Genomic DNA, 25,458 nt, shown 5'->3' with positions numbered 1-25,458 from the left:
GCGACCATGGCGATGGGGTAACGACCGGCCCGAGGCGGAAGTCGCGACCATGGCGATGGGGTAGCCCTCACCCCGAGGCGGAAGTCGCGACCATGGCGATGGGGTAGCCCTCACCCCGAGGCGGAAGTCGCGACCATGGCGATGGGGGAACGACTGGCCCGAGGCGGAAGTCGCGACCATGGCGATGGGGGAACGACTGGCCCGAGGCGGAAGTCGCGACCATGGCGATGGGGGAATGACCTGCACGCGACGGAGGTCGTCTCTCGCGAGCGCCCCCGAACCCTGTCTTGATGTTCAGTGTTGGTCGTGGCAGCCTGCCCCCGGGAGCGCATGGCCTCATTCGCATCCAAGCTCGCCCGCTTGCCGCCGATGCCCGGCGCCGCGCCTGCGTCAGCAGCCGCGCCCGCGCCCGCCGCCGCTTCCGCTCCCGCTTCCGCCGCCGCTCCCGCCCCCGAGCCCGTTCCCGTCCCCGAGAACGCCGCGGCCGCGCTGAAGTCAAAACCGTCGCTCGACGAGCTCCGCGATCGGATCGCCCGCATCATCGGCAAAGCCGCGCCCACCGCGCCGCGGCCCGATCCCACACGTACCGAGCTTCCATTTTTCGTCGAGCACACGACACGTGGTCCACTCTACGTGCGTCGCGACCGCACCCCGCCCGCCGCGCGTGTCGGTCGGGCCCCGCTCGTCGCCGCGCGGGACGCCGAGCCAGGCTTGCTCTCACTGCTCGCGCTCGATCCCGCGCTCGCGACCTGCAACGCGCGGCGCGCGCTCTTCATCGACACCGAGACCACGGGGCTCCAGGGCGGCACGGGCACAGTCGCCTTTCTGCTCGGGATGTCGTTTTACGACGAAGCCCAAGGCGCATTCATCCTGGAGCAAGCGCTACTCCGGCGGCTCGGCGAGGAAGGGCCAATCCTGGAGCTCCTCGCGCGCAGGCTCGACGAGGCCTCGATGATCGTCACGTTCAACGGCAAAGCATTCGACATGCCGCTGCTCCGCGCGCGCTTCGTGATGAACCGCATGCCGCCGCCCCGAGAGCTGCCCCACCTCGACCTCGTACACGTCGCGCGTCGCATCCACGGGCACCGGCTGAAGAGCCGCACACTCGCCGCCATCGAGAGCGAGGTGCTCGGGCGCGAACGCGTAGGCGACGTCGGCGGCGCAGACGTGGTCGCCTGTTACATGCACTATCTACGCACGTCGGACGAAGGCGCGCTCTCCGGCGTGGTGACGCACAACGAGCACGACGTGCTGTCGATGGTGGCCCTCGTAGGTCTCTACGGCGAGCCCATGCACGGCGGGCTGCCCGGCGCAGATCTCGCCGGCGTGGCCAAGACGCTGCGTCGCGCAGGCGAGCTCGATCGCGCAGCCGAGACGGCAGAAGCCGCCGTCAAGCGAGGCGGCGGCGCACTCGCAAAACGGACACGCGGCGACATCGCAAAAGCACGCGGAGACAAGGCACGCGCGCTGCTCGATTACGAAGCGCTCGCCGAGGAAGTCGACGATCCCTCGGTACGGCTCGAGCTCGCAAAGCTCTACGAGCACCACGTAAAATCCTTCGCCGCAGCCCTCGCGCTCGTCGACCGTGGAACCGGCGAAGCAGAAGCAGCCACAGAGAAGCGGCGCGCACGGCTCCGGCGAAAGATCGAGAAGCAGCCGTGAAGAGGCTCCTCGTAGCGCTCGCAGCGCTCCTCGTAGCGCCAAGCTGTGGCTATCGGGTCGTGGGCGCCGAAGCAGATCCCGCAGGGCCACTCGCCGTCGTACCCGCACCCGGAGTTGTCGCATCCGCCGTCGCCGAGGAGGGCGTCCTCGCCGGCGCGCGCGCCGAGCTCGCCGCCACAGGCCTCCTCGCATCCTGTGCCCCACACACCGACGCACGATGCCCAGCCCTCGTCGTCGAACTCGTACGCGTTGAAGAAGGCGGCGCCGCACCAGGCGTCGCCACCCGCGACGGCCCCCCCCTCGCACGCTCCGTGACACTCACACTCCGCGGCCGCGCCTTCATGCGTCGCACAAAGGACGCCCCCCCCGAACGCCTCGGCCCCGACATCACCGTGCGCGAATTCGCCGCCCGAGACGACGACCCCACAGCATTCCACGCAACCCGCGAGGAAGCCCTCCGCCGCGCAGCCGAGCGTCTCGGCGCGCTGCTCGTGCGCCGGGCGCTGGAGTAGTGCTGCCACAGCGTGGCGCCGGGGTTTCACCCCGGACCCGACCAGGGGTTGTCCACCCCTGGACCCGGACCAGCGCAAGCGCTGGACTCGGGGTCGATGAACTGCGCGATGCGCAGTTCATCGAACGGGCCAGGGTCAAGACCGGCGATGGTCTTGCCAGTCAAGACCGCAGCGCTGCGTGTCTGCTTGAGCCGAGTCGCGCCGCCGCCTCGGCTGGCAACGCCGCTCGTGGTCTTGCCACAGGCCCGTCGGAGAAACTGCGCATCGCGCAGTTTCTCCGCCCTCGGTCCAGGCCGTGCCTGGTCCGGGGTGCAGGGGGTGGACAACCCCCTGCTGGGGTGCGGGGCAACGCCCCGCTTCCGCCTCCGCGTGGAGGTTTGCCCACTGCTCCAGACCCGTGTGCGCCCTCTTCGGGGCGGGGCCTTTCTCCAGCAATGACAAACAGCGACGCGTACGCTACCGTGGGGGGTGATGATTACCGTCGGCTGCGCCGGCTTTCCCGTCCCAGCGACGCGGTACTTCCGCGAATTCATGTTCGTGGAGGTTCAGGAGACCCACATGTCCATGCCTGGCCCTGGGACCATCCGGCGGTGGCGGCGTGAGGCACCGGAGGGGTTTCGGTTCGCGTTGCTTGGTCCGCGCGAGGTCGGGCAGGAGGGGTTCCGGGACGGCAAGGTCATCGAGACGGCGCTGAAGGGTCTCGAGGGCGTCGCGGAGGAGCTCGAGGCGAAGACGGCGGTCTTCGTGGCGCCGCCTGAGTTTGCGCCTAGCAAGACGAACAAGAGCATGCTTCGCGAGTTCCTCCAGGCCGTGCGCTCGCGCTTCGACCGCGTCGTCTATGAGCCTGCGCCTGGGTGGGACCCGGACGAGTGTGACGAGCTCACGCAGGAGGTTGGCGCGCTCGCGGCGCGGGATCCGTTGGTCTCGGGCCTCTCGAAGCTGCCGACGGGTTACTACCGGCTGCATGGGCCCGCGGGGCACAAGTCGCGGTACGAGGACCCGGCGATCGAAAAACTCGCCGACATTGCCCGTGGCGGCAGGCATCACAAGGATGCGACGTACGTGTTCACGAACGTCGACATGTTTGCGGATGCGAAGCGCTTCAAGAAGGCTTTGAAGCTGTAAAGTTCGCGCCTAGAGCATCGACCGGTTCGATGCTCGGAAGATCGCGAAGCGATCTTCCCTCGGGGGGTGAATCGTCCGGGCTTTGCCCGGACGAGAGGGGGACGCGAGGCGTCCCCCTCGGGACAAGAGAGCTAGAACATCGAGCGGTTGCAAACCGATCGATGTTCTAGCGGGGGGGCCGCTTCTCGCGGGCGGGGGCTTGCGTTAGGCTGTCATCGTGCGCGCCTGGCTGGCTTGCTTGTTCATGCTCGCGCCGACCGTGGTGCTGGCGTCGAGTTGTGCTCTCGAAGGCTTCGAGAAGTTCACGCCTCCGCCTGAACCCGCGGAGCTCTGCGGCCATGCCTCGGTGCCGGGACCTCCCGCGCCGACGCCGCCGAATGATGCGGAGCCTGAGGAAGAGTTCGTCGTGGCGCTCCGCGTCCTCCGGCTGAAGACCGACAAGGACGGCGGTGATCTCGGGCTCGATCTCGACCGGTTTTGTAGCTGCCAGGGCGAGGAGCGGTCGTGCATCCCGCCCGCGGGACAGCCGGAGAAGCTGAGCTGCGACAAGGCGATGGGGCGGGACAACCAGATGCCTGCGCTGTTCAACCTCGTCGAGCTTGCCTTGCAGGTGCAGGACCTGTCCGAGCGGTACAGCCAGTTCGCCGAGCTCGGCAACTGGGGCATCGTCTTCCACGTCAGCAACTACAACGGCCAGCTCGACGACTCGAAGGTGCGCGTCGCCTGGTACGGGAGCGAGGGGACCGCGGCGACGCCGGTGTGGGATGGCAACGACGCCTGGCCGATCTCGACGAGCACGCTCGAGAACGGGCTGCCGAAGTACTTCGACAACGACGCCTACGTCACCGACGGCACGCTCGTGATCTCGGCGCCGACGGGCGGGATCGCGGTCGCTGGCGGCAACACGCGGCTGCACATCAACCTGTCCTCCGGCACGATCACCGCGAAGATCCAGAAGGACGACTTCGGCCGCTGGGTGCTCCGCGACGGGCTCATCGCCGGCCGTATCCCGCAGCTCGAGCTCTTCCGCATGGTGCAGAGCTTCCGCGACGATACGGGGGCGCCGTTCTGCACCGACAACATCTTCTGGGGCGCGACGCAGGACGCGTTCTGCCGCGGCCTCGATGTGCAGACCGGCCCGCCCGAGCCGAACAAGCCTTGCAATGCGGTCTCGTTCGCGGCCGGCTTCGATGCCGATCCCGCGCTGCTCGGCATGCCGAAAGATCCGAACCCCGACACGATGGGCTGCCCGCCCGAGACCGATCCGATCGCGTCGTTCCAGATGTTCGGCTGTCCGCCGCCGCCGAATCCCTGACTCAATCGGTCGCGGCGTCGCCCGCGTCGCCCGCGTCGGTCGTGGCGGGCGTCGTCGTGCCCGCGTCCGCGGGCTTCACGACGAACGCGCAGTCGGCGAGTTGCTCGGGCTTGCGCGTGATCACGAGGCACGGCGCGATCGCGGCGGGATCCGCGGAGGCGACGAGCGGCTCGGCGGGGCAGTCGGCCATGGTCGCGGCGCCTGCGCGCGCGCAGCCGGCCACGGCGCGCACGGCCTCGACGCAGAGGGCCGTGGCGTCCGCGCTGGGCTCGACGTCGTTCTGGATGCCGTGCAGGCATTGATCGCGGTAGAGGTCGATGCAGAACGTCGCCTCGGCCTCGGTGGCGCCGCAGGCCTGCGTGGCTTCGCACCGGGCCGTCTCGATCTCCCGGCACGCGTCGATCCCCACGGCGTTCGAGCCGCACGCGCTGGCGACGCTGCCGGCGAGCAGGCCGAGGGCGGCGGCGAGGAGGTGGCGGGGTCCGAGGCGCAGGCGCACGGCGGTCGGGTAGCATGGCTCTTGGCCATGCGTCGAGCTTTCGGCAAAGCTACGCGCCGAAGCGCCGTCCCGACGGAAACGTCTGGCCGTCCAGGGCGCTGATCGAGCCGTTTGACCATGACGACCGCGATGATCCTCTGCGCCGGCCTCGGCACGCGTTTGCGGCCGATCACCGACGAGCTCCCCAAGCCGCTCGTGTGGGTCGGCGATCGACCGCTGCTCGCGCACATCGCCGAGCGGCTCGCGCGTGGCGGCGTGCGTCGCGCCGTGCTGAACACGCATCACCTCGCCGATCGTTTCGACGCGCGGATCCTCGGCGCGCTGCCGCTCGACGCGGGCGTCGTGCACGAGCCGAAGATCCTTGGCACCGCGGGCGGCGTGGCCGGCGCCGCGGCCGCGCTCGGGCCAGGGGACGTGCTCGTGTGGAACGGGGACATCCTCGCGGAGGTGGATGTCGCGGCGCTCGGAGCGGCGCACGCGAAGGCCGTGGCGGCGGGCGCGCTGGCGACGCTGGCCGTGGCATGGCGGCATCCGACGGAGGCGCGGATCGGGGAGGGGACGGCCGGGATCGGCGCGGATGGATCGGTCGTGCGGCTGCGCGGGGAGCGGTTTGGGGAAGAGGTGCGCGGCGCGGATTTCGTGGGCGTGCAGATCGTCGGCGAGCGGGCGCGCGCGCGGTTGCCCGCGGAGGGCTGTCTCGTCGGCGACGTGTATCTGCCGGCGATGCGGGAAGGCGCTCGGGTCGCGTCCTTTCCGATCGGCGGGGGTTTTTCAGATCTCGGAACCGCGACGACCTACCTCGAAGAGAACCTCCGCTGGATCGCGACACACGGCTCCTTCGTGGGTCGTGACGTGCACGTCGATCCCGCGGTCTCCGTCGTGACGAGTGTCCTCGGCGACGGCGTCACCGTGCGAGGGCAGGGCGAGGTCCGCGAGGTCGTGGCCTGGCCCGGCGCGACGTTCGAGGCGCCGCTCGCGCGCGCGATCGTGCTCGGGAGCGGCACGATCGTCCGCGTCTGAGGCGTCCTTCAGTCCGGGAAAAACGTCTCCACGTGCAGCGCGGGCGAGCCGTCCTCGAGCACGCCGCCCAGGATCGAAAGCGTCCCGTTCGGCGCGGCCACCACCGTCGCGCCCGATCGTGGCTCCCGCAGCGGCCGCTCTTCCACCGTCGGCACGCTCCGATCGATCACGAACACCCGCACGCGTTTTTCCGTCGAGGCCTCGTGCCCGATCACGATCATCCGCGATCCGCCCAGCGAAAACGCCTGCGACCGCGTGAGCCCCACGGGCAGCGTCGCGCCCGAAACCTCCTCGGTTGCGCATCCGGACGTGCAGCTCGGGCTCCACGTCCGCACCTTCGCCGCCGCTCCGGCCGCATCGATCCCGCCGACGAGCGCCATCTTCCCGTCGCCCGCCACCACCGCCGCCGCGCCCTCCGTCGCGTCCGCCGGCATGTCCCTTTGCACGAACGCCGTCCCGCCCTCCGGCAGCACCTCGAACCCCGCCGCGCTCGCGCTTCCGGAGGCCACCACGAGCCCCACGCCCGGCGCCCACGCCGCGGCCGCGCCCTTCCGCGCCGCCGACAGACGCAGCACCGACAGCGCGCCCGCCGAGCTCACCACGAGCACCTCGTCCGTCGCCGTCTCCGCCCGCGTCGCCCCCACCACGTAACTCGTGCCGGACGGCGACTCCACCACGAGCCCTCCGGCCACGTCGGCGAACGAGCCCGCGCTCTCCGGCCACGCCACCGCGTACGTTCCGCTCCCGCCCACCGCGCTCGCGCCCGTCTCCCCGACGAGCATCATCCCGCCCGGCCGTCCCACGATCGTCCGCGCCGTGAGCGGAAACGCGTCCATCACGGCCGGCCCCCAGCCGAGCAGATCGTAAAAATCCCCGAGCCGCACGTCGGCCGCGCCGTCCACACCCGCCGCCGCGCTCCCGCCCGTCGTCACCAGGAACTGCTCGCCGAGCACGGCCCCCGGCGCGTCCACGTGCGCCCGCAGGAGCTCCCCCGGCGGCCGCGCCCACTTGCCCACGCGTTGCACGAACACCGGCACGTCATTCACGAACGCGCCGGGCACGAGCCCCGTCAGCGACCGACCTCGCACGACCGTCGCCCCTTCGGCCGTGGTCCCCGTCACTTCGACCCCGAGCGGCTCGTCTTCGGGCACCTCGCCGAGATCAAACGTCCCGCCGGGCGTCGTCTCCGCGGCGAACGTCGTCCCGGTCGCGGTCTTCGCCTCGATCCGGATCTTCGTCACGGCGGGCGCGGCCGAGAACGTGTCCGTCTCGTGGCCCGTCACGATCTGCAACGTCCGCTCGAGCGGCTCCTCGCTGCATCCGCTCCCGAGGAGCGCCGCGGCCACGAGCCACCCAGCGCGCTGGTCCATTCGAGCGCTCACGCGGCGCGAGCGTAGCCCGAGCGCGGCTGCTTTTCATCTCGCCGCCGCGAAAGGCGCGCCCCGTGCTAGCAGGATCTCGCCGTGCTCGTCGGTCGACAGCTCCCCCTCGCGCCCGATCCGATCGCCCTCGCCGATCGACTGCGCGCCGCCGGCGCGGACCGCCTCGCCCTGCTCCACGCCGCCGACCGCACCCCCGGCCCCTACGCGCGGTTCTCGTACATCGCGTGTGATCCCGACCGCCAGTCGAGCGCCCTCGATCCGCTCGCCGACGACTCCGATTTTCCGCTCGGCGGCGCGACGGGCACCTTTCGGTCCGTGCCCCGCTGGATCGGCGTCTTGCCCTACGAGGGACACCGGCACCTCGAACGTCCCAGATGGACACCCCGGGAGGGCGATCGCCGACCGCGGGCGATGCTCGAACGACCGCTCTGGCTCCGGTATCCGGCCGTCGTCGTCGTGGACCATGCCGAGGGGCGGGTGTTTGCGGTGGGCGTCACGCACGACCACGTCGAGGCGCTCGCGCGGCGCCTGCTCTCGACGCCTGCACCAGCGGGGCGGGGGCCGTTCGCCGTCGAGGTCGCGGACGCGGAGCCGACGCGGCTTCATCTGGAACGGATCCTCGCCGCCAAGGAGCTGATTGCCCGGGGGGAGCTCTACCAGGTCAACCTGGCGCGACGGCTCCTCGTGTCGCTCGTGCGTGGCGAGCCGCTCGATCTGCACCGCCGCCTGAGCGCCGCCGCGCCGTCTCCGTTCGCCGCGTGCCTGCACCTCGACCGTGAATTAGCTGTGGTGTCCACCTCACCGGAGCTTCTGCTCGACGCCCAAACGAGGCATTCTCCCGGAGGCATGGAGTTTCCAGCAGATGGAATGCAACCCTTCATGTCGAACCTGCGAAAGGGTCGAAATCGGCCGGATCGGGGAGGGGATCCCCGGCAGAGGGCCATCCTGAATTCGGTCTCTTTCGGCCGATTGTTCACGTGTCCCATCAAGGGTACGCGACCGCGCGGAAAAGACGCCCGCGAGGACGCCGCGCTCGTCCAGGAACTCGACCAAGATCCCAAGGAAAACGCCGAACTAACGATGATCGTGGATGTGGAACGTAACGATCTCGGTCGCATCGCAGCCGTCGGATCGGTCCAGGTCCTCCACGGGCCCGGTGTGGTGACGCACAGAACCATCCACCACCGCGAGGCCCTGCTCGGGGCGTGGACCCGACCCGGCGCGACCCGGCACGACGTGCTCTCCGCCATGGTCCCGAGCGGCAGCGTCACCGGCGCGCCCAAAGTCCGCGCCATGGAGGTCATCGCGCGCCTCGAAAGCGCCCGCCGCGGCCTTTACACCGGCGGTTTCGGCCACGTCGCCCACGACGGCAGCGTCATCCTCGCCATGGCCATCCGCACCGTCGTGCTCCAGGGCCGTGAGGGTGAATACTTCACCGGCGGCGGCATCGTCGCCGACTCCGACCCCGTCCGCGAGCTCGAAGAGACCCGCTGGAAGGCCCTGCAACTCGAAAAAGCGGCAAATCGGGCCTTCGTGGCATCCTGATGTACGCCGATGTAAGACTATGTGTTGACAGAAAGTTGGTGGTCCGAGCGGCCTCGGGGTACTAATCCGCCCGTACGATGGGCGTCGAAGAGCAAGTTCGGAATCTGGTGGTGGGTGCACTCACCGATCTGGCGGGGAGTGGGGTCCTGCCGTCGGAAGTTACGTCGGCAGCGTTTTCGGTGGAGCGCCCGAAGCGCCCTGAGCACGGCGACCTGGCGACGAACGCGGCCCTCGCGATCCAGAAGGCAGCCAAGAAGCCGCCTCGGGAAATCGCGACGCTGCTCGCCGAGCGTCTCGGCAAAGAGCCCGACATCCGCGCGGTGGAGATCGCCGGTCCGGGCTTTTTGAACCTGCGCCTCGCGCCCGCGATCTACCAGCGCGCGCTCGGCGACGTGCTCGCCGCAGGGCCTTCGTTCGGGCGAGGGCCCGCAGGGCTCGGCGAGCGGGTGCTCGTGGAGTTCGTCAGCGCAAACCCGACGGGCCCGCTGCTCATCTCGCACGGTCGAGGCGCGATCCTCGGCGACGCGGTGTCGACGCTGCTCGAGGCCGTGGGGCACCGCGTCACGCGCGAGTACTACATCAACGACTTCGGCAACCAGATCCGTCTGCTCGCCGCGAGCGTGCTCGCCGTGGCGCTCGGCCGCGAGCCGCCCGAGGGCGGCTACGGCAAGAACGACTACCTCGAGGATCTCGTCGCCTGGCTGCAGAAGACGCACCCCGAGCTCATCGCCGACGACAAGGTCGACGAGCTCGCGCGCGTCTGCGTGACGCGCATGCTCGACGGCGTGCCGGGCTCGAAAGCGCTGCCGGGCATCAAGAAGACGCTCGCGTCGCTCAGGATCCAGTTCGACGGCTGGTACTCCGAGGAGAGCCTGCACCGGTGGGGCCGCGTAGGCGCAGCGCTCGCCGAGCTCAACACGCGCGGTTACCTCGAGGAGCGCGAAGGAGCACTCTTCTTCAAGAGCACCGACGAGGGCGACGACAAGGATCGCGTCGTGAAGAAGCGCGACGGGTACTACACGTACTTCGCGAGCGACATCGCGTACCACGCGGACAAGATCAACCGCGGCTACGACCGGCTCGTGAACGTGCTCGGTGCCGATCACCACGGCTACACGGCGCGGGTGCGCGGCGCGCTCGCGGCGCTCGGTTTGCCGAAGGAGCGCTTCGAGGTGGTGCTCTACCAGCTCGTGAACCTGCTCCGCGACGGCAAGCCCTACAAGATGGGCAAGCGGCTCGGCAACCTCGTCACGATCGAGGAGGTCGTCGACGAGATCGACGAGGCCGCGCGGCGAAAGGGCGCAGGCGCCGACGCGCTCCGCTACTTCTACCTCGCGCGGCGGAGCGACACGACGATCGACCTCGACATCGAGCTCGCCAAGAAGGCCTCGATGGACAACCCCGTCTTCTACCTGCAGTACGGCTACGCGCGCCTCTGCTCGATCCTGCGCCGCGCCCAGGAGAAGTTTGGGCTCCAAGTACCCCGGCACTCGTCCGCGCTCGCGGCGCGCCTCGAGCACCCGGACGAGCTCGCGATCCTCGGCCGGCTCGGGCGCTTCCCCGGCGTGGTGGCGGAGGCCGCGGCGCTGCGCGAGCCGCACCGGATCCTGTTCTACCTGCAGGAGCTCTCGCAGGACTTCCAGAGCTACTTCACGCGGCTGAAGAAGGACGGCGACACGATCCTGCCCCTCGACGCGCAGATGGCGGAGGCGGGCTGGCAGGAGAAGTGGGATCGGCCGAAGAGCGAGGCGCGGCTGCTCTGGATCGAGGCGATCCGCACGGTGTACGCCGCGGGGCTCAAGCTCGCCGGCATCACCGCGCTCGAGCGGATGCACAAGCTCGAAGGCGAGGCCGCCGCGGCGGAGAGCGGGGAAGAGGAGGCCGAAGCGTCATGACCGTACGTTCGGACATCGGGGACGGCGGGGCCATCAAGAACCTGGAGGACATCCAGGAGGCCGATCCCGCCTCGCGCCCGTCGCGCGCCTCGGCGCTCGTGCTCGCCTCGCTCGGCGGCGCGTGCATCGTGTTCGCGGCCGTCGCGCTGCTCCGCGCGCCCGTGAAGGAGAAGCCGACGAACGTGGATCCGCTCGGCGATCTCGTGGCGAAGGCGCACCCCGCGGGCGTGAAGGTGGACAAGAAGCCGGATCTCGCCGGCCACGAGATCACCTTCCCGGGGATGCTCTCCGACACGAAGAACACGACGGCGCTCGAAGCCGTGCGCTCGCCGCAGTCCACAAAGCAGCCGCCGCCGGAGGCGGCCGATGCGCCGCTCCCGCTGCCGCCGCCGGAGACGGTCGCGGACAGGCTCCCGCCGTCGCCGTTGCCGGCGCAGCACATCTTGCAGGCGCCGCCGGACTCGGCCGCGGGTCGCGACACGCTCACGCAGATGGCGAAACACGTGGCGCGGGAAGACGGCGCCGAGGCCGCGGAGGCCGGCGGGCCGGGGCAGTACCAGCTCCAGGTGAGCTCGTTCAAGACGCAGCAGGAGGCCGACAAGTTCGCCGCCGCGCTGCGTCGACGTGGCCACCGCGCCTACGTCGAGCCCGCGATGGTGAAGGGCCGCGGCCTCTGGTACCGCGTGCGCATCGGCCCCTTCAAGTACAAGCACTCCGCCACGATCTACCGGCAGGACTTCGAGGCGAAGGAGCGCTTGGTGACCTTCATCGTCGAGCCGCCCAAGAAGGACGCCGCCGGCAAGCTCGCGGACGAGAGCGCCGCGCAGTAAACGGCTACCGCCCGATTCCCCAGATCTCGCCCGTCGCCCAGGTCGCGTCGAGCAACGACAGCGCGCCGTGCACGACCTCCGCGGGCGTGCCGAAGCGGCCGAGGGGAGAGCGCGCGGCGAGTCGGTGCAGGCGTGTCGGATCGGCGTCGGCCTCGGGGTCGGCGACGATGCCGATCGCGAGCAGGTTGACGCGCACCTGCGGCGCGAGCTCGACGGCGAGCGCGCGCAGGCCCGTTTGCAGCGCGCCCTTCGCGGTCAGGTACGCGACGTGGTTCGGGAAGGGCCGCGTGACGCCCGCGTCGACGAGCGCGACGACCGCGCCCTCGGTGCGCGTGAGCTCCTCGGAGAGCGCGTTCACGAGCAGGAGCGGCGCGACCGCGTGCACGGCGAGCGTGTTCTCGAGATCCTCGCGCGAGAGCTTTTCGAGCGGTGTGTGCGGGAAGGGGCCGCAGGCGAGGATGATGCCGTCGAGCCGACCGCCTTCGAGCACGCGGCTCGCGATGCGCTCGGGCGCCTCGGGATCCCGCAGGTCCGCGCAGACGATGGTGGGTCGGCTGCCCGGCGCGCGTGTGAGCTCGTCGGCGAGGGCGTCGAGCCGCTCCTGGCTACGGGCCGTGATCGCGACGTGATCGCCGCGGTGCACGAGCGCCTTGGCGATGGCGACGCCGAGCCTACCGGTGGCGCCGACGACGAGGATACGCTTCGGATCGTGGGGGATCGTCATCCCTGCTCCTGCTCTCGGTCTCTGTCTCTGGAAGGGGAAGCTTGGACGTCGTTCGGGCGCGTCTCGTCGGCCACGGAGGCGGCGACGTGGAGCTCGCAGGAGAGCACGCCTTTCGTCCCGGCGATCTTGCCGGCGAGCGCGGAGAGGCTCTCTGCATGGCCGCGCAGCACCATCGTGTCGAGGTAGCGATCACGATCGATGCGCACGTGCTGGCTCGCGACGACGAGCTCGGCGCTGCCGGGTTCGGGCTCGGAGAGGCGCAGGACCTCGGCGCGCACGTGGGGCTTGTAGACGACCGAGAGCGTGGCGACGACGGGGGCGCCGCGGTCCCAGGCGGCGCGCGTGAGATCGGCGCGGACGAGATCGCGGATGGCTTCGGAGCGGTTCTCGTAGCCGAGCGCCGCGATGCGCCGATCGAACTCGGTGAGCAGCGCGCGGTCCATGGCCACGCCGAAGCGGACGAGATCGCTCATCGTTCGAACACCGTATCAGCTCACTGCTTCTTCCGGTCGAGGTGCCTGCGCGCGGCTTCCTGAATCGCCTGGGTGACATTCTTGCTCTTGGCGAGCTGGCGGACGTCCGCGTCGCGGAGGAGCGGGATCAGGCGCGTCGACATGGTGAGGGGCGTCTTCGGGTTCTCCACGAGGTTGCGCTTGATGGTGTAACTCTTCAGCCACTCGGCATTCGAGCCGAGGATCCGCAGCACCTCCTCGGAGACGTTGCGGTTCTTCGTGATGAGGTTGACGTCGTCCTCCTGGAGCATGGGGCTCCGGGCGACGGCGCTCGCGACGAGGCGGTTTCGGTCGCGCACGAGCAGGAGGCGCTCCTCCTTCGAGCCGAGCTGCGCGCGCCGCACCTTCTGGCTGATGCTCATGTCCGCGATGAGCTTGTAGAGCGGCTTGAACTTCGGCTTCACGGCCTCTGCGCCCTCGTCGCTCACCTCGTGGGTGTCCTCGGGGGCGGGCGAGGCGAGCGTGTCGGCGAGGGCGGCTGTCTCGGCGAAGAGGACGTCGTCGGGCGTGGGCTCGTCCGAGGCCTCGGGGATGAGCTCGCCTTCGAGCGCGGCCGCGGCCTCGCGGAAGGCGGGGATGCCGGAGAGCTCGAGGCCGTTTCGGCGCGCGAGGTCGACGATGCGATCGGCCGTGGACATGCGCGTCGCGCGGTTCATGTAGAGCAGCTCGATGAGCCGGGGGTGGGCGAGCAGGCGCGCCTCGTTCGTGGCCACGAGCTCGGTGACGAGCTCGGTCCCCGTCCGCGCGAGATGTTCGATCGTCGCCAGATCGACGCGCCGCATCGTGACGAGCTTCTCGAGGACGTCGAGCTTGTCCACCGAGGCCCGCGCGAGGGCGTCGATCACGGCCGGTTGGAGGTCACTCGCGAGGGCGGCGGCGAGCAGCGGCGCGGGCAGGGCGGCGAGTGTCGCGCGGGCCGTCGTGGCGACCTCGGCGCGCTCGCTTTGCGCGAGGTGCACGACCACGGCGAGGACGTCGGCCGGCTTCAGGCCCGGCGCCACGCCACGCGCGGCGAGCTCTTGCAGCTTTGGTGGCGCGCTCGGGTCGACGAGCTTCTGGGCGGGGCCTGGCAGGGAGCCGATGTCGATCGGGGCGCTCATGGTGGACCTGTGCTCTTCCGGCCGGCTTGCCATTGCTGGAGACCGTGCTCGGCACTATTCTCACCGACGTCGCGGTCCGTCGCGGCGAAAAGTTCGAGCCATGGGAAGCGGGCCTGCCGAAAGCGGGTTTCGCGTGACGTGGCAAGGCGTCCGTCCCGCCGGCTCGCGGGCGGAGAGCAGGGAGCTCGACATGGGGATCATGGATTTCGTCAAGGGTGGCGTGCGCGAGATGATGATTGCGCGCCCCGATAGGTTCAAAAACCTCATCGTCTACAAGCACCCGGATCAGAACATCCCGTTCTGGTCGCAGCTCACCGTCGACAGCGACGAGTGCGCGCTCTTCTTCAAGGACGGCAAGTACATGGGTTACTTGCCGCCGGGGCGTCACACGCTGCAGACGCAGAACATCCCGTTCCTGAACAACCTCATCAACAGCTTCACGGGCGGCGACGTCTTCATCGCGGAGATCTACTTCGTGAAGATGCAGCCGATCCGGAGCGTCCCGTTCGGCGGCCCGCTCGAGTCGATGGAGGATCCGATCCTCTACGAGTTCGTCACGCCCCGCATCTTCGGCGAGTTCTCGCTCGTCGTGACGGACCCGGTGCGGTTCGTCATCGGCTACCACGGCCAGGCGGCCGGCGCGCAGGACAACGACGTGATCCTGAACTGGATCAAGGGCCTGTTCTTCATGAGCGTGAAGACGGTCATCGGCCAGATGTGTGCGCAGCAGGGCAAGAGCCTGCTCAACCTCGGCGGCATGAGCATGGAGATCTCGGGGCGCATCCAGCAGAGCGCGCCGAACCTCGACGAGATCGGGGTGAAGATCCTGCAGATCGGCAACTTCAACATCAACTTCGCGGCCGACGATCAGAAGCGCCTGACGGAGGCGAACAAGGCGCGGGCCGAGGCGCGGCGTGGCGTCGGGATCGCGGCGGACACGGCGCGGGCGCAGCAGTTCCAGCTCGATCAGAAGTTCCAGCAGGATGCGCGGTACGTGCAGCACCTCGCGGGCTCGCCGGCGTGGAACAACTACGCGGCCGGGCAGGCGATGATGGGCGCGGGCGAGGGCATGGCCAAGGGCGGCGGGAACACGGGCGTCGCGCAGCTCGGCGCGCAGGCCGCGATCGGCGTGGGCATGGCGCAGATGATGCACCCGCAGAACTTCCAGCAGCCGCAATACGCTCAGCAGCCGCAGCAGCAGCCGCAGCAGCAGGCGCCGGGCGGGGGGCAGAGCGTGGAGGCGCGGCTCCAGAAGCTCGCGTCGCTGAAGCAGCAGGGCCTCATCAGCGATGAGGACTTCAACGCGCGCAAGGCGAAGATCCTCGAAGAGATCTGAGCCGCCGAGCGGCCTCGACCCAAGGGCACGGGCGCCTCGCGAGAACCGCGGGCGCTCGTGCTTCGTACGTTCGAGAAGGTTGCCCAACCCTCAGGCGCATTGATACCGTGGGGACTCGGGGGCAGGGCGGTGGAAGCCGACGGTTTGTCCCCGCGCGGGACACCCATTTTGAGGACGCGGCCTGCCGGTTCCTCGGTTAGAGTTGTTCAGTGGCGCGAACCATCCGCATAGGGAACGACGCTCCGGCGCCTTCGCCCGCCCCTCCTCGCGAGCCGAACGGAGCCGCCGTGGACGCATCGCTCGTGACCGACGGGAAGCAAAAGCGGGCGCGCGCCCGGCGCTGCCCCGCCTGCGACAAGTGCTTCTCCGGCGAGGTGCGCTTCTGCCCGTACGACGGCGACGCGCTCATCGACGCGCCGGACTGGAACCCGAACGCCGATCCGCTCATCGGCCAGATCATCGACAGCCGTTACGAGGTCGTGTCGGTGCTCGGCGAGGGCGGGACGGGCTCGGTGTACGAGGTTCGGCACACCACGCTCGGGCGCAGGTTCGCCCTCAAGGTGCTGCGCGCCGACATCGCGCGCGACGCGCAGATCGTCACGCGGTTCATCCAGGAAGCGAAGGCGGCCGCGGCGATCGGGCATCCGAACATCGTCGCCGTGAGCGACTTCGGCGAGGTCGTTCCGGACAAGAGCGCGCCGCTCAGCTCGAAGGTCCCGTACTTCGTGATGGAGCTGCTCACGGGGAGCTCCCTCGCGAGCGTGCTGCGCAGCGAGCGGATCCTGCCGGCGGATCGCACGGCGGCGATCGGGCTTCAGTGCGCGCTCGGCCTCGCGTCGGCGCACGAGGCGGGCGTCATCCACCGCGATCTCAAGCCGGACAACGTCTTCCTCGTCCGCAGCGGCGATCGCGAGTTCGTAAAACTACTCGATTTCGGCCTCGCGAAGATCGCGGGCACGAGCCGCGTCACGCGCCAGGGCATCATCTTCGGCACGCCACACTACATGAGCCCCGAGCAAGCGATGGGGCAGCCCGTGGATCATCGCACTGACATCTACGCGCTCGGCGTGATCATGTACGAGTGCCTGACCGGCCGCGTGCCCTTCGAGGCCGACAGCTTCAAGGGCGTGCTCGATCAGCACATCCACGGCGCGGCTGTGCCCGTCGAGCAACGTGTCCCCGATCCCTCGCAGATCGGGCCGCTCGGCGAGATCATCAACCGTTGCCTCGCGAAAAACCCGGCCGAGCGGTTCGCCACGATGGCGGAGCTCGCAGCGGCGCTCGAAGAGGCGATGGGCCTCATTCCGCAGAGCGGCGATCTCATGTTCGGCGAGGAAGGCCAGGCGATTGGCCCGCCGCGCGCGGAAAAACGCGAGGCGCCTGCCGCGTCGGCCGCGCGGGGGCCGCTCGTCGTGGTGCTCGCCGCGGCCACGGTGATCGCGCTCGGCGTGGTCGCGTATCTCGCGATCCAGCCGCCGCTCACGCCGCAGACGACAGGGGCGACGGCGACGGCTCCCACGACGCCGACCGCGCCGACGGCGACGGTTCCCGCGACGCCGACGACGCCGGCCGCAGTCGCGACGCCTGCGCCGACGCCCACGGTGACGACGCCGCCCGCGGTCACGACGGAGGAGCCGACGCCGCCGACGCCGACCGCGCAGGTCCCGCCGACGCCGACGGGCGCGCAGACGGCCGTGGTGCGTCCGTTTGGCACGACGACCGGCGGCACGTGGAAGAGCACGGGCTCGCCGCCCACCGCGACCGCGCCTGCGACCACGCCGACGCCGCCGCCGACCACGACGACGAAGAAGAAGTCGGGCGGCGGTGGGGACGTCGTCGATCCGTGGGGCTAGCGAGGACCGCCGGCGTTCTCGATCACTTGCGAATGACGGGCCCTTGCTGCCGGGATCACCCGACTTGACACCCGACGCGCGCCCTCGCCATCCTTCCTGGGCGGAAAACCCTCGTGGCAAAACAACAGCTCCTCCTGGTCGACGCTGACGCCCGCAGCCTGCGGGTGCTCGAAGTAAGCCTCAAAAAGGCCGGTTTCAGCGTCACGACGGCGCAAGACGGAGCGGATGCCCTCTCGAAGATCGAGCTCTCGTCGCCCGACCTGATCCTCACCGACACGCGCCTGCCGAACATGGACGGCTACGCGCTCGTGCGGCGGCTCAAGGAAAACCGCGATTGGGCCTCGATCCCGGTCGTCTTCCTCACGAGCCAGAAGTCGATCGAGGACAAGATCCGGGGCCTCGAACTCGGCGTCGAGGACTACCTCACGAAGCCGATCTTCGTCCGCGAGCTCATCGCGCGCGTGAATCTGCTGATCGCGCGGCGCACGCGCGAGGGCATCGCCACGAAGCAGCAGAACCAGACCGGCGGCCGCACGCGCTTCAGCGGGCTCGTCTCGGACATGGGCGTGGTCGACTTGCTGCAGACCTTCGAGGTCAGCCGCAAGAGCGGCATCGTGCACATTCGCTACGAGCGGCACGACGCGCACATTTACTTCCGCGAAGGCAAGGTCGTCGACGCGACGCTCGGGCGTCTCATGGGAGAGGAGGCGGTGTATCGCGCGCTCCTGTGGAACGAGGGGTCGTTCGAGGTCGAGTTCTGCAAGGTCGACAATGTCGACGTGATCGGCGCCTCGACGCAGGGCCTCCTGATGGAAGGCATGCGGCGCGTCGACGAGTGGGGGCGGCTGCTCGAAGCGCTTCCGTCGCTGACGACGGTGTTCGAGGTGAACGCCGAGGAGCTCGTCGATCGGTTGAACGAGATCCCCGACGAGCTGAACGGGATTCTTCGGTTGTTCGATGGCCGTCGTGATCTGATGGGCGTCGTCGATGCGTCGCCGTTCGAGGATCTCTCGACGCTGTCGACGATATCGAAGCTCTATTTCGAGGGGCTGCTCGTGCCCCGCATGGAACCCTCGGAGCCGCCGGCGCCGCCGGAGGACGCGATGGTAGGCGAAGGCGCGCACGACGAGGCGGCGCCGCAGACCGCGATGGCGCGTTCGCTGCTCGGCGCGACGTCGTCGCAACGCGCGGTCATCCCCGGCGAGCCGATCGCGCCGATGCCGGGGGATCTGCTCTTCGAGGATCCGGTCGTGCCAGCCGCGTCGTCGATGATGCTGTCGGCGACGGCGCCGGTGAGCACGCGCGGGCGAGGCGCATGGGGCGGCGTGACGAGCCCGATTCGATCGATCGGGATCTCTCCCGCGCCGGAGAGTCGGCTGAATCCGCCGCGCGGGCCGGAGACGATCCGGCAAGGGACGCCCGGCGCGAGCGCGGTGGCAGCGACGCGCGCGGTCGAGGAGGAGCGGCCGCCGCAGACGCGTCGCGCAGGGGGGAAGGGTGCGCTCGGCGCGCCGGGGCGGCTCGCTGCAGACGAGGGCGAAGAGACCGCGCCGCCGACGACGGCGTCAGGTCGAGCGCCGGGCGCAGCACCGCCGCCCGTGTCGGCGCCGGAGCCAGCGGCCCATGCAGCCGCGGACGCCGCGCCGGAAGAAGCACCGCCCGAGCCGCTGAAGGCCGCCGAGACGACGCAACCCACCGAGCGTGAAGCCGTGCGGCTGCCGGAACCCGAGGCTGCACCGGAGGAGGCCGCGTCGGAGGCGGCCGAGGCGCCAGCCGAGGAGGCGACGCAGGAAGAGGCGCCTGCCGAGGCCGCGGAGGCGACGCAAGAAGAGGCGCCTGCCGCGGAGGAAACAGCGGCCGCAGAGGCATCGGCGGAAGCGGCTCCGGCCGAGGAGAGCGCGAGCGACGAGGGCGCGGCGCCTCCCGCGGAGGAGGCGTACGCGGAGGGATCGGGCGAGCCGCTGGAGGATGCGGCCAGCGCGGAGATGGCGCGCATCAGCGAGCCGCCTCCGTCGAGCGACGTGCTCCCGATCGGCCCGTCGCCCGAGCAACGCGCGCGTCAGGCGCGGATGATGAAGATCGTCGGCGGGGTGCTCGCCGTGCTCGCAGTGCTCGTGCTCATCGGCATCGCGAAGCAGCAATTGTCCGGACGAACCGACACGAAAGGCACGAGCACGACGCTGCCGACGCCGCCCGCGCCGACGCCGACGACCACGCAGAACACGGTCGCGCCCGCGGTCACGACGCAAGCGCCTGCGCCCGCGCCGACACCGACGACCACGCCGACGGCAGAGCCCACGGCCGCGCCGACGGTGGAGCCCACGGCGGCCCCGTCGTCCGCGCCGACCTCGCAGCCGGCGTCGACGGGCAAACCTTCGGGCGGTGAGGCACCCGCGTCGGAGCCTACGCCTCCGCCCACGCCCGCCGATGACTCGGGCCCGCTGCCGGTGCGGATCCAGAAGGCGATGGAGTCCGGCAACATGGGCAAGGCGCGGCAGCTTGCGAAGCAGTACACGCAGCAATCGCCGGGCAGCGCCGAGGCCTGGTACCTGCTCGGCGCGGCGGGCGGAGGCGCGTCCGCGTTCCGCAAGTGTGCCGAGATCGCGGGGCCCGAGTCGGCGCGCGGCGCCGAGTGCCGCGCGCTCGCCGGGATGTGATCACGCGTCGTTCTTCGGTGCGCGGTCGATTCGCGGATCGAGGAGCGGCGCGAGCAGATCGACGAGCAAGGTCGAAAGCACGACGGCCGTCGAGGCCACGAGCACCGTCGCGACGATGACGGGCCCGTCACGGTTGAGGAGCGACTCGACGGCCATCTGCCCCATGCCGGGCCACCGGAAGAGCCGCTCGGTCACGACGGCGCCGCCGACGAGCGCGCCGAGATCGAGCGCGGCGAGCGTGGTAATCGGGACGAGCGTCGGGCGCAGGCCATGCACGATGAGGGCTCGCACGCGTGAGGCGCCCTTGGCGAGCGCGGTGCGCACGTGGTCTTCGGCGAGCGCGGCGCCGAGCTCGGCGCGGACGAGGCGCGAGTAGAGGGCGCTGCCGTAGATGCCAAGCGTGAGGGCCGGTAGCACGAGCGAAAGAAGATGCTCGCCGGGGGTTTTTCCGAGCCCGTCGTACGGGAGCACGCCGAGGCGATGCGCGAGCACGTACTGGAGCACGAGCCCGGTGAGGAACGTGGGCGCGCTGATGCCGAGGAGCGAGAGGCCCGCGCCGAGCTCGTCCCATCGGCTGCCGCGGCGCGCGGCCGTGGTGATGCCGAGGCCGAGGCCGAGCGAGAGCTGCACGAGCAGCGCGGCGAGCGCGAGCTCGAGCGAGCGCGGGAGCTTCGCAGCCACGAGGTCCACGACGGGCCTTCGATAATGAAAGCTCTGCCCGAGATCGATGTGCACCGGCCCGATCGCCGCGCAGCTCCGGTGCTCGCGCTCCTTGCGGGCTTCCGCCGTGGGGCCCGCGCCGGTGTGCACGAGCCTTCGCATGAAGCGCAGGTACTGCACGCGGAGCGGGCCGCCATGTCCGTAGAGCTCGCGCGCGCGCGCGACGTCGGCGGCCGAGGCCTGCGGCCCGACGAGCATGCGCACCGGATCACCGGGCAGCACGTGCACCAGGACGAACGACACCATCGTCACGCCGTAGATGACGACGAGCGCCCAGCCGACGCGGCGCGCCAAACGCGCGAGGCTCATCGCCATGGCGAACCTCGTCGGGAAGCGAAGGGGAGCAAGAGCGACGCGGGCCCGAGCTTCGATTGTGTGTGTGCCTCGGCGAGGGCGACCGTGTCGATCCAGGTGTCGCGGAAGCGCTGCGGGACGATCGGGTGCGGCGTGTAGCCGCGCACGTAGGGTTGCCAGATCTCGAAGGCGCGCGGGGAATACACCGGCACCCACGGGGCCTCGTCGCGGACGATCTCCTCGGCGCGCACGAAGAGGCGGCGTCGCGCTTCGGGATCACGCTCGCTCGACGCGGCTTCGAGGACGCGGTCGAACTCCTCGTGCGCGAAGAAGGCGTAGTTCTGCGAGTGGTCGTCGTCGATCGCGCGGGACGAGAGCGTGGGCTCGAAGAAGTTTCCGGGGTCGGGGAAGTCGGCCTCCCAGCCGGCCCAGCCCATGGGGGTCGTGCGCCTGCGTGAAGCTTCCGCCAGGTACGTCGCGAAACTCGTGAGCCGCAGCCGCACGCGAAGTCCGATACGCGCGAGCTGCTCCGCGAAGACTTCGGCCGCTTGCTGCTCGAACGTGTCCGCGGGCGCGAGGTAGTCGATGGGATGCGGGTAGCCGCCGCGGCCCGTGGCCGGGTCGAAGGCGTATCCCGCGCGCCGCATTTCTTCGAGCGCCGCGGCGAGGTCGTGACGGCGCATGGGCGGGATGCCCTCGGCCCCCGGGATGCCTTCGGGGAGCACACGCGACGTGGCGCGCACTTCGCTGCGCACCTTTTCGAGCACGCTCGGATCGACCGCGAGCGCGACGGCGCGACGCACGGCGCGCACGTCGAAGGGCGAGAGCTCGGTGTTCATGAAGATCGCGTTCGTCGCGCGGGAACGTGAGAACGCGTGCTGCCCCGACCACGCGGAGCTCGCGCGGTAGAGGGCGGCATCCTGGCTGCCGAGATCACGCGTGTAGTCGAGCGCGCCGCGTTCGAACTTGTAACGTTGCGACGTGGAGCGCTCGCTCGTGTGCCACTCGATCGCGTCGAGGTAGGGTTTGCCCGGCTCGAAGTAGGCCACGTGCCGCGCGAGCCGGATCGGAGCCTCGGGCTCCCACGACGCGACGCGAAAAGGACCGGCGCCGCAGGGCAAGGGCGGGTGGGCAGCGTCGACGGTTGCGCCGGAAGACGGGCACACGGGCGCGGCGAACGCGAGCGTGAGGAGCGGGAGGAACGTCGGGTCGGGGCGCTCGAGCGTGATCTCCACGGTGAGGTCGCCCGTGGCGCGCACGCCTTCGAGGTGAGGCGTTTTGCCCGCATGAAAGGCGGAAAAACCGAGGATGGACGCGTAGTGGCTCGCGGCCGGGCAGGGCGTGCGCGGGTGGAGCGTGCGTTCGAGGGAGCGCGCGACGTCGGCGGCGCGGAGAAGCGCGCCGTCGTGGAAGACGACGCCGTCGCGAAGGAAGAAGGTGTACGTGCGGCCGTCGGCTGCGATCTGGATGTCGCGCGCGAGCTCGGGGACGATGCGGCCGTCTTCGGCGAAGGTGACGAGGCGCGCGAAGACGAGGTCGGAGAGCGCGGTGGCGGCCTCGTCGTAGGCGAGCGCGGGATCGAGCGTACGCACGTTGACGATGGTGGCGACGCGGAGCGTGCCGCCACGCATGGGTGCGCGATCGGGCGGATGCGAGGTGAGCGGCGGCGCGACGGGCGCCGGGCGGATGACGGCGAGGAGAAGGAGCGCGGCCGCGACGAGCAGGAGATCGGCGTGCACGCGTGCCTTCGGCGGGGTTTGTCCCGACGGAGCTTCCAACGCGTCGCGCAAACCTTCGCCGACGCGACCGAACGCGAGCACGGAGATGAGGATGGCGATCGCGGGCGCGGCGACGAGGCCGAGGCGCGTGCCGACGAAGGGCTCGGCCTCGTACAGCATGCGTCCCCACGTGGCCTCGGGCGGCGGCACGCCGAGCGAGAGGTACCCGAGGACGGCCTCGGCGAGCATCATCTGTCCGACGCTCGTGGTCGCGAGCACCACGATGGAGCTCGCGGCGTTGGGAAGGACATGGCGTAAGACGATACGCACGTGCCCCGCGCCGAGCGCGCGCGCAGCCGTGACGAACGAGAGCGAGCGGATCTGCATCGTCTTCGCGCGGAGCACACGCGCGAAGCCGCCCCAACCCGAGAGGCCGAGCACGCAGAGCACGGTGAGCGTGTCGGATCGACCGACGAACGCGCCGATTGCCGTGACGACGAGCAGGAACGGGAGCGCGAGCAGGATGTCGACGATCCGCATGAGCGTGACGTCGATCGCCGCGGCGCGCGTCTGTGCGGCATACCCCGCCGTCACGCCGACGGCGGTGCCGACGAGCGTGGCGATCAGCGTGGCGAGGGTTGCGATGCCGAGCGAGAGCCGTCCGCCGTGCGCGAGGCGCGCGAGCACGTCGCGGTAGAGCGCGTCGGTGCCGAGGAGGTGTGTCCGCGAGGGACCGGGGGGCGCGCCGAGCGCGTCACGCACGAGGGTGAAGTCGCTCGTGTTGGGATCGTGCGGGACGAGGAGGGGACCGAGGAGGGAAAAACCGACGAGCCCGAGCACGAGGAAAAACCCCGTACGTTGCGCGGGGTTCTTGGCGAAGGTCCGCGCGGCCTCGCGGAGGTTCACCGTTTGCCCTCCAAGAATTGCGCGGCGAGGTCGGCGAACTCGCGCGGGCGCTCCTCGTGCGGGGCGTGCGCGGCGTCGAGGATCGCGAGCTTGGCCTGGGGCAGCTCGCGCGCGAGGCGCTGCGCGGAGGCCGCCGGAAAGATGCGATCGTCGCGGCCCCACACGACGAGCGTGGGCGTCGTGATGCGCGTGATGCGCGCGACGATCGGTCGCGTGTCGAGGATGGCGCGCAGCACTGCGTACGCGCTTTCGCGCGCGGAGGGGCCGTTGAAGAAGTCGTAGTGCTGATCGATGCGCTCGTGCGGCAGCGCCGCGCCGGGGCGGAAGAACTCGTCGCGGAAGTAGGAGCGGAACGTCCTGCGTCCGTAGAGCTGCTTGAAGATCGCGCCGCCGAGCACGGGCAAGAGCGGCAAGCGGCCGCGGAGGCTCAGCGGGAACGGGTAACAGAGCGCGTCCTCCACGACGAGGCGCGTCACGAGCTCAGGGTGTTCGGCCGCGAGCGTGAGCGCGACGGCCGCGCCCATCCCGTGGCCGATGACGGACGCGCGGCCGACGCCAAAGGCCGCGATGAGATCGGCCATCGACTCGGCGAAGGCCTCGATCCCGTACGGATAACGTGTCGGGCTCGGCTTCTCGCTCTCGCCGAACCCGGGCAGATCGGGCGCGATGACGTGAAAGCGCGGCGCAAGCGCGTCGATGATGTCGTCGAACGAGCGGTGGCTCACGAGGAAGCCGTGCACGAGCAAGAGCGCGGGCCCCGAGCCTGCTTCGAGGACACGCATGCGGACGCCGCGGGCATTCACATCCCGCAGGACCCGCGCAGGGGGGTCGGGGTTCTTGTCGGCCATGGGAGGGAGCAAGCCTATCAGTCGTGCGGAAAGCGGCAGTCAGTGTAGGGAGATGCACTCATTGACGGGGGAGGGGGGGATCCTCAGATGCACAAAACGGTCAAGAAAAAACGATCCTAGGGCGGACCGAAAATGTCCTAGTGCGTTTCGGAAAATGCGGGAGGCGCAGGCTCTTCGCGCATCCGGAAATAATCACAGTCCGTTAGATTGACTGTATTCTACTGAGTGGAATACATTCACGAGCGTCGTTAAGGGAGCTGCCCCGAACGGGGCGGAGGCGGAACCTTGCAGCGGATCTCGGACGACGCGCTCGATCGTCTCGAACGCGAACACGAACAAGGCATCACGTCGGCCGAGATCCTCGACATCTTCGCCGCCCACGGGATCAAATTCAGTGAGGCCACGCTTCGAAAATACGTACAGCTCGGCCTCCTGCCCCGGAGCGTCCGGGTCGGCAAAAAGGGAAAGCACCAGGGCTCGCAAGGGCTCTACCCGGCGACGGTGGTCAGGCAGATCCAGCGCATCAAGGAAATGATGGCGCAGGACTACACGATCGAGGAGATCCAGCGGGAGTTCCTCTTCGTGAGGGGTGACATCGAGGAGCTCGAGCGGACAATCGGTAAAGTGTTCGATGCGCTTCGTGACGCAGCCAAGGATCGGCGAAGCGACACGAGCGATCGAGCCATCCATCAGGAGCTCTCCATGGCGGAGAGGCTCGCCAAGGACCTCGTGGCCAAGCTCTCGGCGATCGAAGAGCGATTGATGGCCCAGGCCCGGCTCTCGCGAAGAGCAGCGGCAACAGGCTCCTGAAGGACCGAAAAAAAAGATTTTTCCGCGGCGTCGCGGTTGACGCCTCGGGGCTGATTTCAAGTCGATGAAGGACGGCTGGACCGTCCTCCATCGATGAAGACGAAAACGTAATCGACAGGGAGCAGGACCCCTGCACTCGTCCGGACCGGTCTCCGAACGGGCAGGGGGACGTGCGCGCGCAGTACGGAAGGACCA

General features: G+C 69.9%; 20 protein-coding genes. 12 read left to right on the top strand and 8 right to left on the bottom strand.

Features of this window, described 5'->3' with window-relative positions:
* Positions 1 to 330 precede the first annotated feature (330 nt).
* The 4 genes from KEG57_RS23785 (at position 331) to KEG57_RS23770 (ending at position 4,614) form a co-directional block, all read left to right on the top strand.
* Positions 331 to 1,662, top strand: a complete 1,332-nt coding sequence (locus KEG57_RS23785; RefSeq protein WP_272423184.1) for a ribonuclease H-like domain-containing protein — start codon at positions 331 to 333, stop codon at positions 1,660 to 1,662.
* Positions 1,659 to 2,174, top strand: a complete 516-nt coding sequence (locus tag KEG57_RS23780) for a hypothetical protein (RefSeq protein ID WP_272423182.1) — start codon at positions 1,659 to 1,661, stop codon at positions 2,172 to 2,174. The genes KEG57_RS23785 and KEG57_RS23780 overlap by 4 nt, the downstream gene beginning before the upstream one ends.
* 471 nt (positions 2,175 to 2,645) lie before the next feature.
* Positions 2,646 to 3,299, top strand: coding sequence for a DUF72 domain-containing protein (locus tag KEG57_RS23775; protein WP_272423181.1), 654 nt, complete (start codon positions 2,646 to 2,648; stop codon positions 3,297 to 3,299).
* A gap of 217 nt (positions 3,300 to 3,516) precedes the next feature.
* Positions 3,517 to 4,614, top strand: coding sequence for a hypothetical protein (locus KEG57_RS23770; protein WP_272423179.1), 1,098 nt, complete (start codon positions 3,517 to 3,519; stop codon positions 4,612 to 4,614).
* 1 nt (position 4,615) lies between these two features.
* Here the strand turns inward: KEG57_RS23770 and KEG57_RS23765 are convergent, their stop codons facing one another.
* Positions 4,616 to 5,113 carry a hypothetical protein gene (locus tag KEG57_RS23765; protein WP_272423177.1) on the bottom strand — a complete coding sequence of 166 codons (498 nt, stop codon included), beginning with the start codon at positions 5,111 to 5,113 and terminating at the stop codon, positions 4,616 to 4,618.
* A 117-nt stretch (positions 5,114 to 5,230) separates the two neighbouring features.
* Here KEG57_RS23765 and KEG57_RS23760 point away from each other — a divergent pair, with 117 nt between their 5' ends.
* Complete coding sequence (locus KEG57_RS23760; protein WP_272423175.1) at positions 5,231 to 6,133, top strand: nucleotidyltransferase family protein; 903 nt, start codon at positions 5,231 to 5,233, stop codon at positions 6,131 to 6,133.
* Between the two features lie 8 nt (positions 6,134 to 6,141).
* On the opposite strand, the gene KEG57_RS23755 is transcribed toward KEG57_RS23760, so the two are convergent.
* Positions 6,142 to 7,515 carry a hypothetical protein gene (locus KEG57_RS23755; protein WP_272423173.1) on the bottom strand — a complete coding sequence of 458 codons (1,374 nt, stop codon included), beginning with the start codon at positions 7,513 to 7,515 and terminating at the stop codon, positions 6,142 to 6,144.
* A gap of 81 nt (positions 7,516 to 7,596) precedes the next feature.
* Between KEG57_RS23755 and KEG57_RS23750 the strand changes: the two genes are divergently transcribed.
* The 3 genes from KEG57_RS23750 to KEG57_RS23740 all read left to right on the top strand — a co-directional run bounded on the left by KEG57_RS23750 (position 7,597) and on the right by KEG57_RS23740 (position 11,785).
* Positions 7,597 to 9,060, top strand: a complete 1,464-nt coding sequence (locus KEG57_RS23750) for a chorismate-binding protein (protein ID WP_272423172.1) — start codon at positions 7,597 to 7,599, stop codon at positions 9,058 to 9,060.
* 77 nt (positions 9,061 to 9,137) lie between these two features.
* A complete protein-coding gene (gene argS, locus KEG57_RS23745; RefSeq protein ID WP_272423170.1) occupies positions 9,138 to 10,955 on the top strand; it encodes an arginine--tRNA ligase in 1,818 nt (605 codons plus the stop codon).
* Positions 10,952 to 11,785 carry an SPOR domain-containing protein gene (locus KEG57_RS23740; protein ID WP_272423169.1) on the top strand — a complete coding sequence of 278 codons (834 nt, stop codon included), beginning with the start codon at positions 10,952 to 10,954 and terminating at the stop codon, positions 11,783 to 11,785. Before argS ends, KEG57_RS23740 begins: the two co-directional genes overlap by 4 nt.
* 4 nt (positions 11,786 to 11,789) lie before the next feature.
* Here KEG57_RS23740 and KEG57_RS23735 read toward each other — a convergent pair whose 3' ends face one another.
* Genes KEG57_RS23735 through KEG57_RS23725 form a run of 3 tightly spaced genes read right to left on the bottom strand, consistent with a single transcriptional unit; the run spans position 11,790 to position 14,121 of the window.
* Positions 11,790 to 12,509 carry an SDR family oxidoreductase gene (locus KEG57_RS23735; protein ID WP_272423167.1) on the bottom strand — a complete coding sequence of 240 codons (720 nt, stop codon included), beginning with the start codon at positions 12,507 to 12,509 and terminating at the stop codon, positions 11,790 to 11,792.
* Positions 12,506 to 12,982, bottom strand: a complete 477-nt coding sequence (gene nikR / locus KEG57_RS23730; protein ID WP_272423164.1) for a nickel-responsive transcriptional regulator NikR — start codon at positions 12,980 to 12,982, stop codon at positions 12,506 to 12,508. Before nikR ends, KEG57_RS23735 begins: the two co-directional genes overlap by 4 nt.
* A gap of 20 nt (positions 12,983 to 13,002) precedes the next feature.
* The gene (locus KEG57_RS23725; RefSeq protein ID WP_272423162.1) at positions 13,003 to 14,121 is read right to left on the bottom strand and encodes a hypothetical protein; all 1,119 of its coding nucleotides are present in this window, start codon (positions 14,119 to 14,121) and stop codon (positions 13,003 to 13,005) included.
* Between the two features lie 100 nt (positions 14,122 to 14,221).
* Between KEG57_RS23725 and KEG57_RS23720 the strand changes: the two genes are divergently transcribed.
* From KEG57_RS23720 to KEG57_RS23710, 3 genes are all read left to right on the top strand, one after another.
* Positions 14,222 to 15,457: an SPFH domain-containing protein gene (locus KEG57_RS23720; protein ID WP_272423161.1), complete on the top strand. Its 1,236-nt coding sequence runs from the start codon at positions 14,222 to 14,224 to the stop codon at positions 15,455 to 15,457.
* A gap of 287 nt (positions 15,458 to 15,744) precedes the next feature.
* On the top strand, positions 15,745 to 17,310 hold the full coding sequence (locus KEG57_RS23715) for a serine/threonine-protein kinase (protein WP_272423160.1): 1,566 nt from the start codon (positions 15,745 to 15,747) through the stop codon (positions 17,308 to 17,310).
* A 113-nt stretch (positions 17,311 to 17,423) separates the two neighbouring features.
* Positions 17,424 to 19,967, top strand: coding sequence for a response regulator (locus tag KEG57_RS23710; RefSeq protein WP_272423158.1), 2,544 nt, complete (start codon positions 17,424 to 17,426; stop codon positions 19,965 to 19,967).
* On the opposite strand, the gene KEG57_RS23705 is transcribed toward KEG57_RS23710, so the two are convergent.
* The 3 genes from KEG57_RS23705 to KEG57_RS23695 are packed head-to-tail and all read right to left on the bottom strand — an operon-like array spanning position 19,968 to position 24,453.
* A complete protein-coding gene (locus tag KEG57_RS23705) occupies positions 19,968 to 21,002 on the bottom strand; it encodes an ABC transporter permease (RefSeq protein ID WP_272423157.1) in 1,035 nt (344 codons plus the stop codon).
* Positions 20,993 to 23,605: an ABC transporter substrate-binding protein gene (locus tag KEG57_RS55695; RefSeq protein ID WP_272423155.1), complete on the bottom strand. Its 2,613-nt coding sequence runs from the start codon at positions 23,603 to 23,605 to the stop codon at positions 20,993 to 20,995. The genes KEG57_RS23705 and KEG57_RS55695 overlap by 10 nt, the downstream gene beginning before the upstream one ends.
* Positions 23,602 to 24,453 carry an alpha/beta fold hydrolase gene (locus KEG57_RS23695; RefSeq protein WP_272423154.1) on the bottom strand — a complete coding sequence of 284 codons (852 nt, stop codon included), beginning with the start codon at positions 24,451 to 24,453 and terminating at the stop codon, positions 23,602 to 23,604. Before KEG57_RS23695 ends, KEG57_RS55695 begins: the two co-directional genes overlap by 4 nt.
* Before the next feature lie 285 nt (positions 24,454 to 24,738).
* Between KEG57_RS23695 and KEG57_RS23690 the strand changes: the two genes are divergently transcribed.
* A complete protein-coding gene (locus KEG57_RS23690; protein ID WP_272423153.1) occupies positions 24,739 to 25,263 on the top strand; it encodes a MerR family transcriptional regulator in 525 nt (174 codons plus the stop codon).
* Positions 25,264 to 25,458: the final 195 nt, after the last annotated feature.

It is taken from the genome of Polyangium jinanense (genome assembly GCF_028435365.1).
This window is presented reverse-complemented; position numbering and strand designations above follow the sequence as displayed.

Excerpts from the sequence above, each read along its gene's own strand:
- KEG57_RS23785 (WP_272423184.1), top strand. The coding sequence starts at position 331 with ATGGCCTCATTCGCATCCAAGCTCGCCCGCTTGCCGCCGATGCCCGGC.
- KEG57_RS23775 (WP_272423181.1), top strand. The coding sequence starts at position 2,646 with ATGATTACCGTCGGCTGCGCCGGCTTTCCCGTCCCAGCGACGCGGTAC.
- KEG57_RS23760 (WP_272423175.1), top strand. The coding sequence starts at position 5,231 with ATGACGACCGCGATGATCCTCTGCGCCGGCCTCGGCACGCGTTTGCGG.
- argS (WP_272423170.1), top strand. The coding sequence starts at position 9,138 with ATGGGCGTCGAAGAGCAAGTTCGGAATCTGGTGGTGGGTGCACTCACC.
- KEG57_RS23740 (WP_272423169.1), top strand. The coding sequence starts at position 10,952 with ATGACCGTACGTTCGGACATCGGGGACGGCGGGGCCATCAAGAACCTG.
- KEG57_RS23735 (WP_272423167.1), bottom strand. The coding sequence starts at position 12,509 with ATGACGATCCCCCACGATCCGAAGCGTATCCTCGTCGTCGGCGCCACC.
- nikR (WP_272423164.1), bottom strand. The coding sequence starts at position 12,982 with ATGAGCGATCTCGTCCGCTTCGGCGTGGCCATGGACCGCGCGCTGCTC.
- KEG57_RS23725 (WP_272423162.1), bottom strand. The coding sequence starts at position 14,121 with ATGAGCGCCCCGATCGACATCGGCTCCCTGCCAGGCCCCGCCCAGAAG.
- KEG57_RS23720 (WP_272423161.1), top strand. The coding sequence starts at position 14,222 with ATGGGAAGCGGGCCTGCCGAAAGCGGGTTTCGCGTGACGTGGCAAGGC.
- KEG57_RS23705 (WP_272423157.1), bottom strand. The coding sequence starts at position 21,002 with ATGGCGATGAGCCTCGCGCGTTTGGCGCGCCGCGTCGGCTGGGCGCTC.
- KEG57_RS23695 (WP_272423154.1), bottom strand. The coding sequence starts at position 24,453 with ATGGCCGACAAGAACCCCGACCCCCCTGCGCGGGTCCTGCGGGATGTG.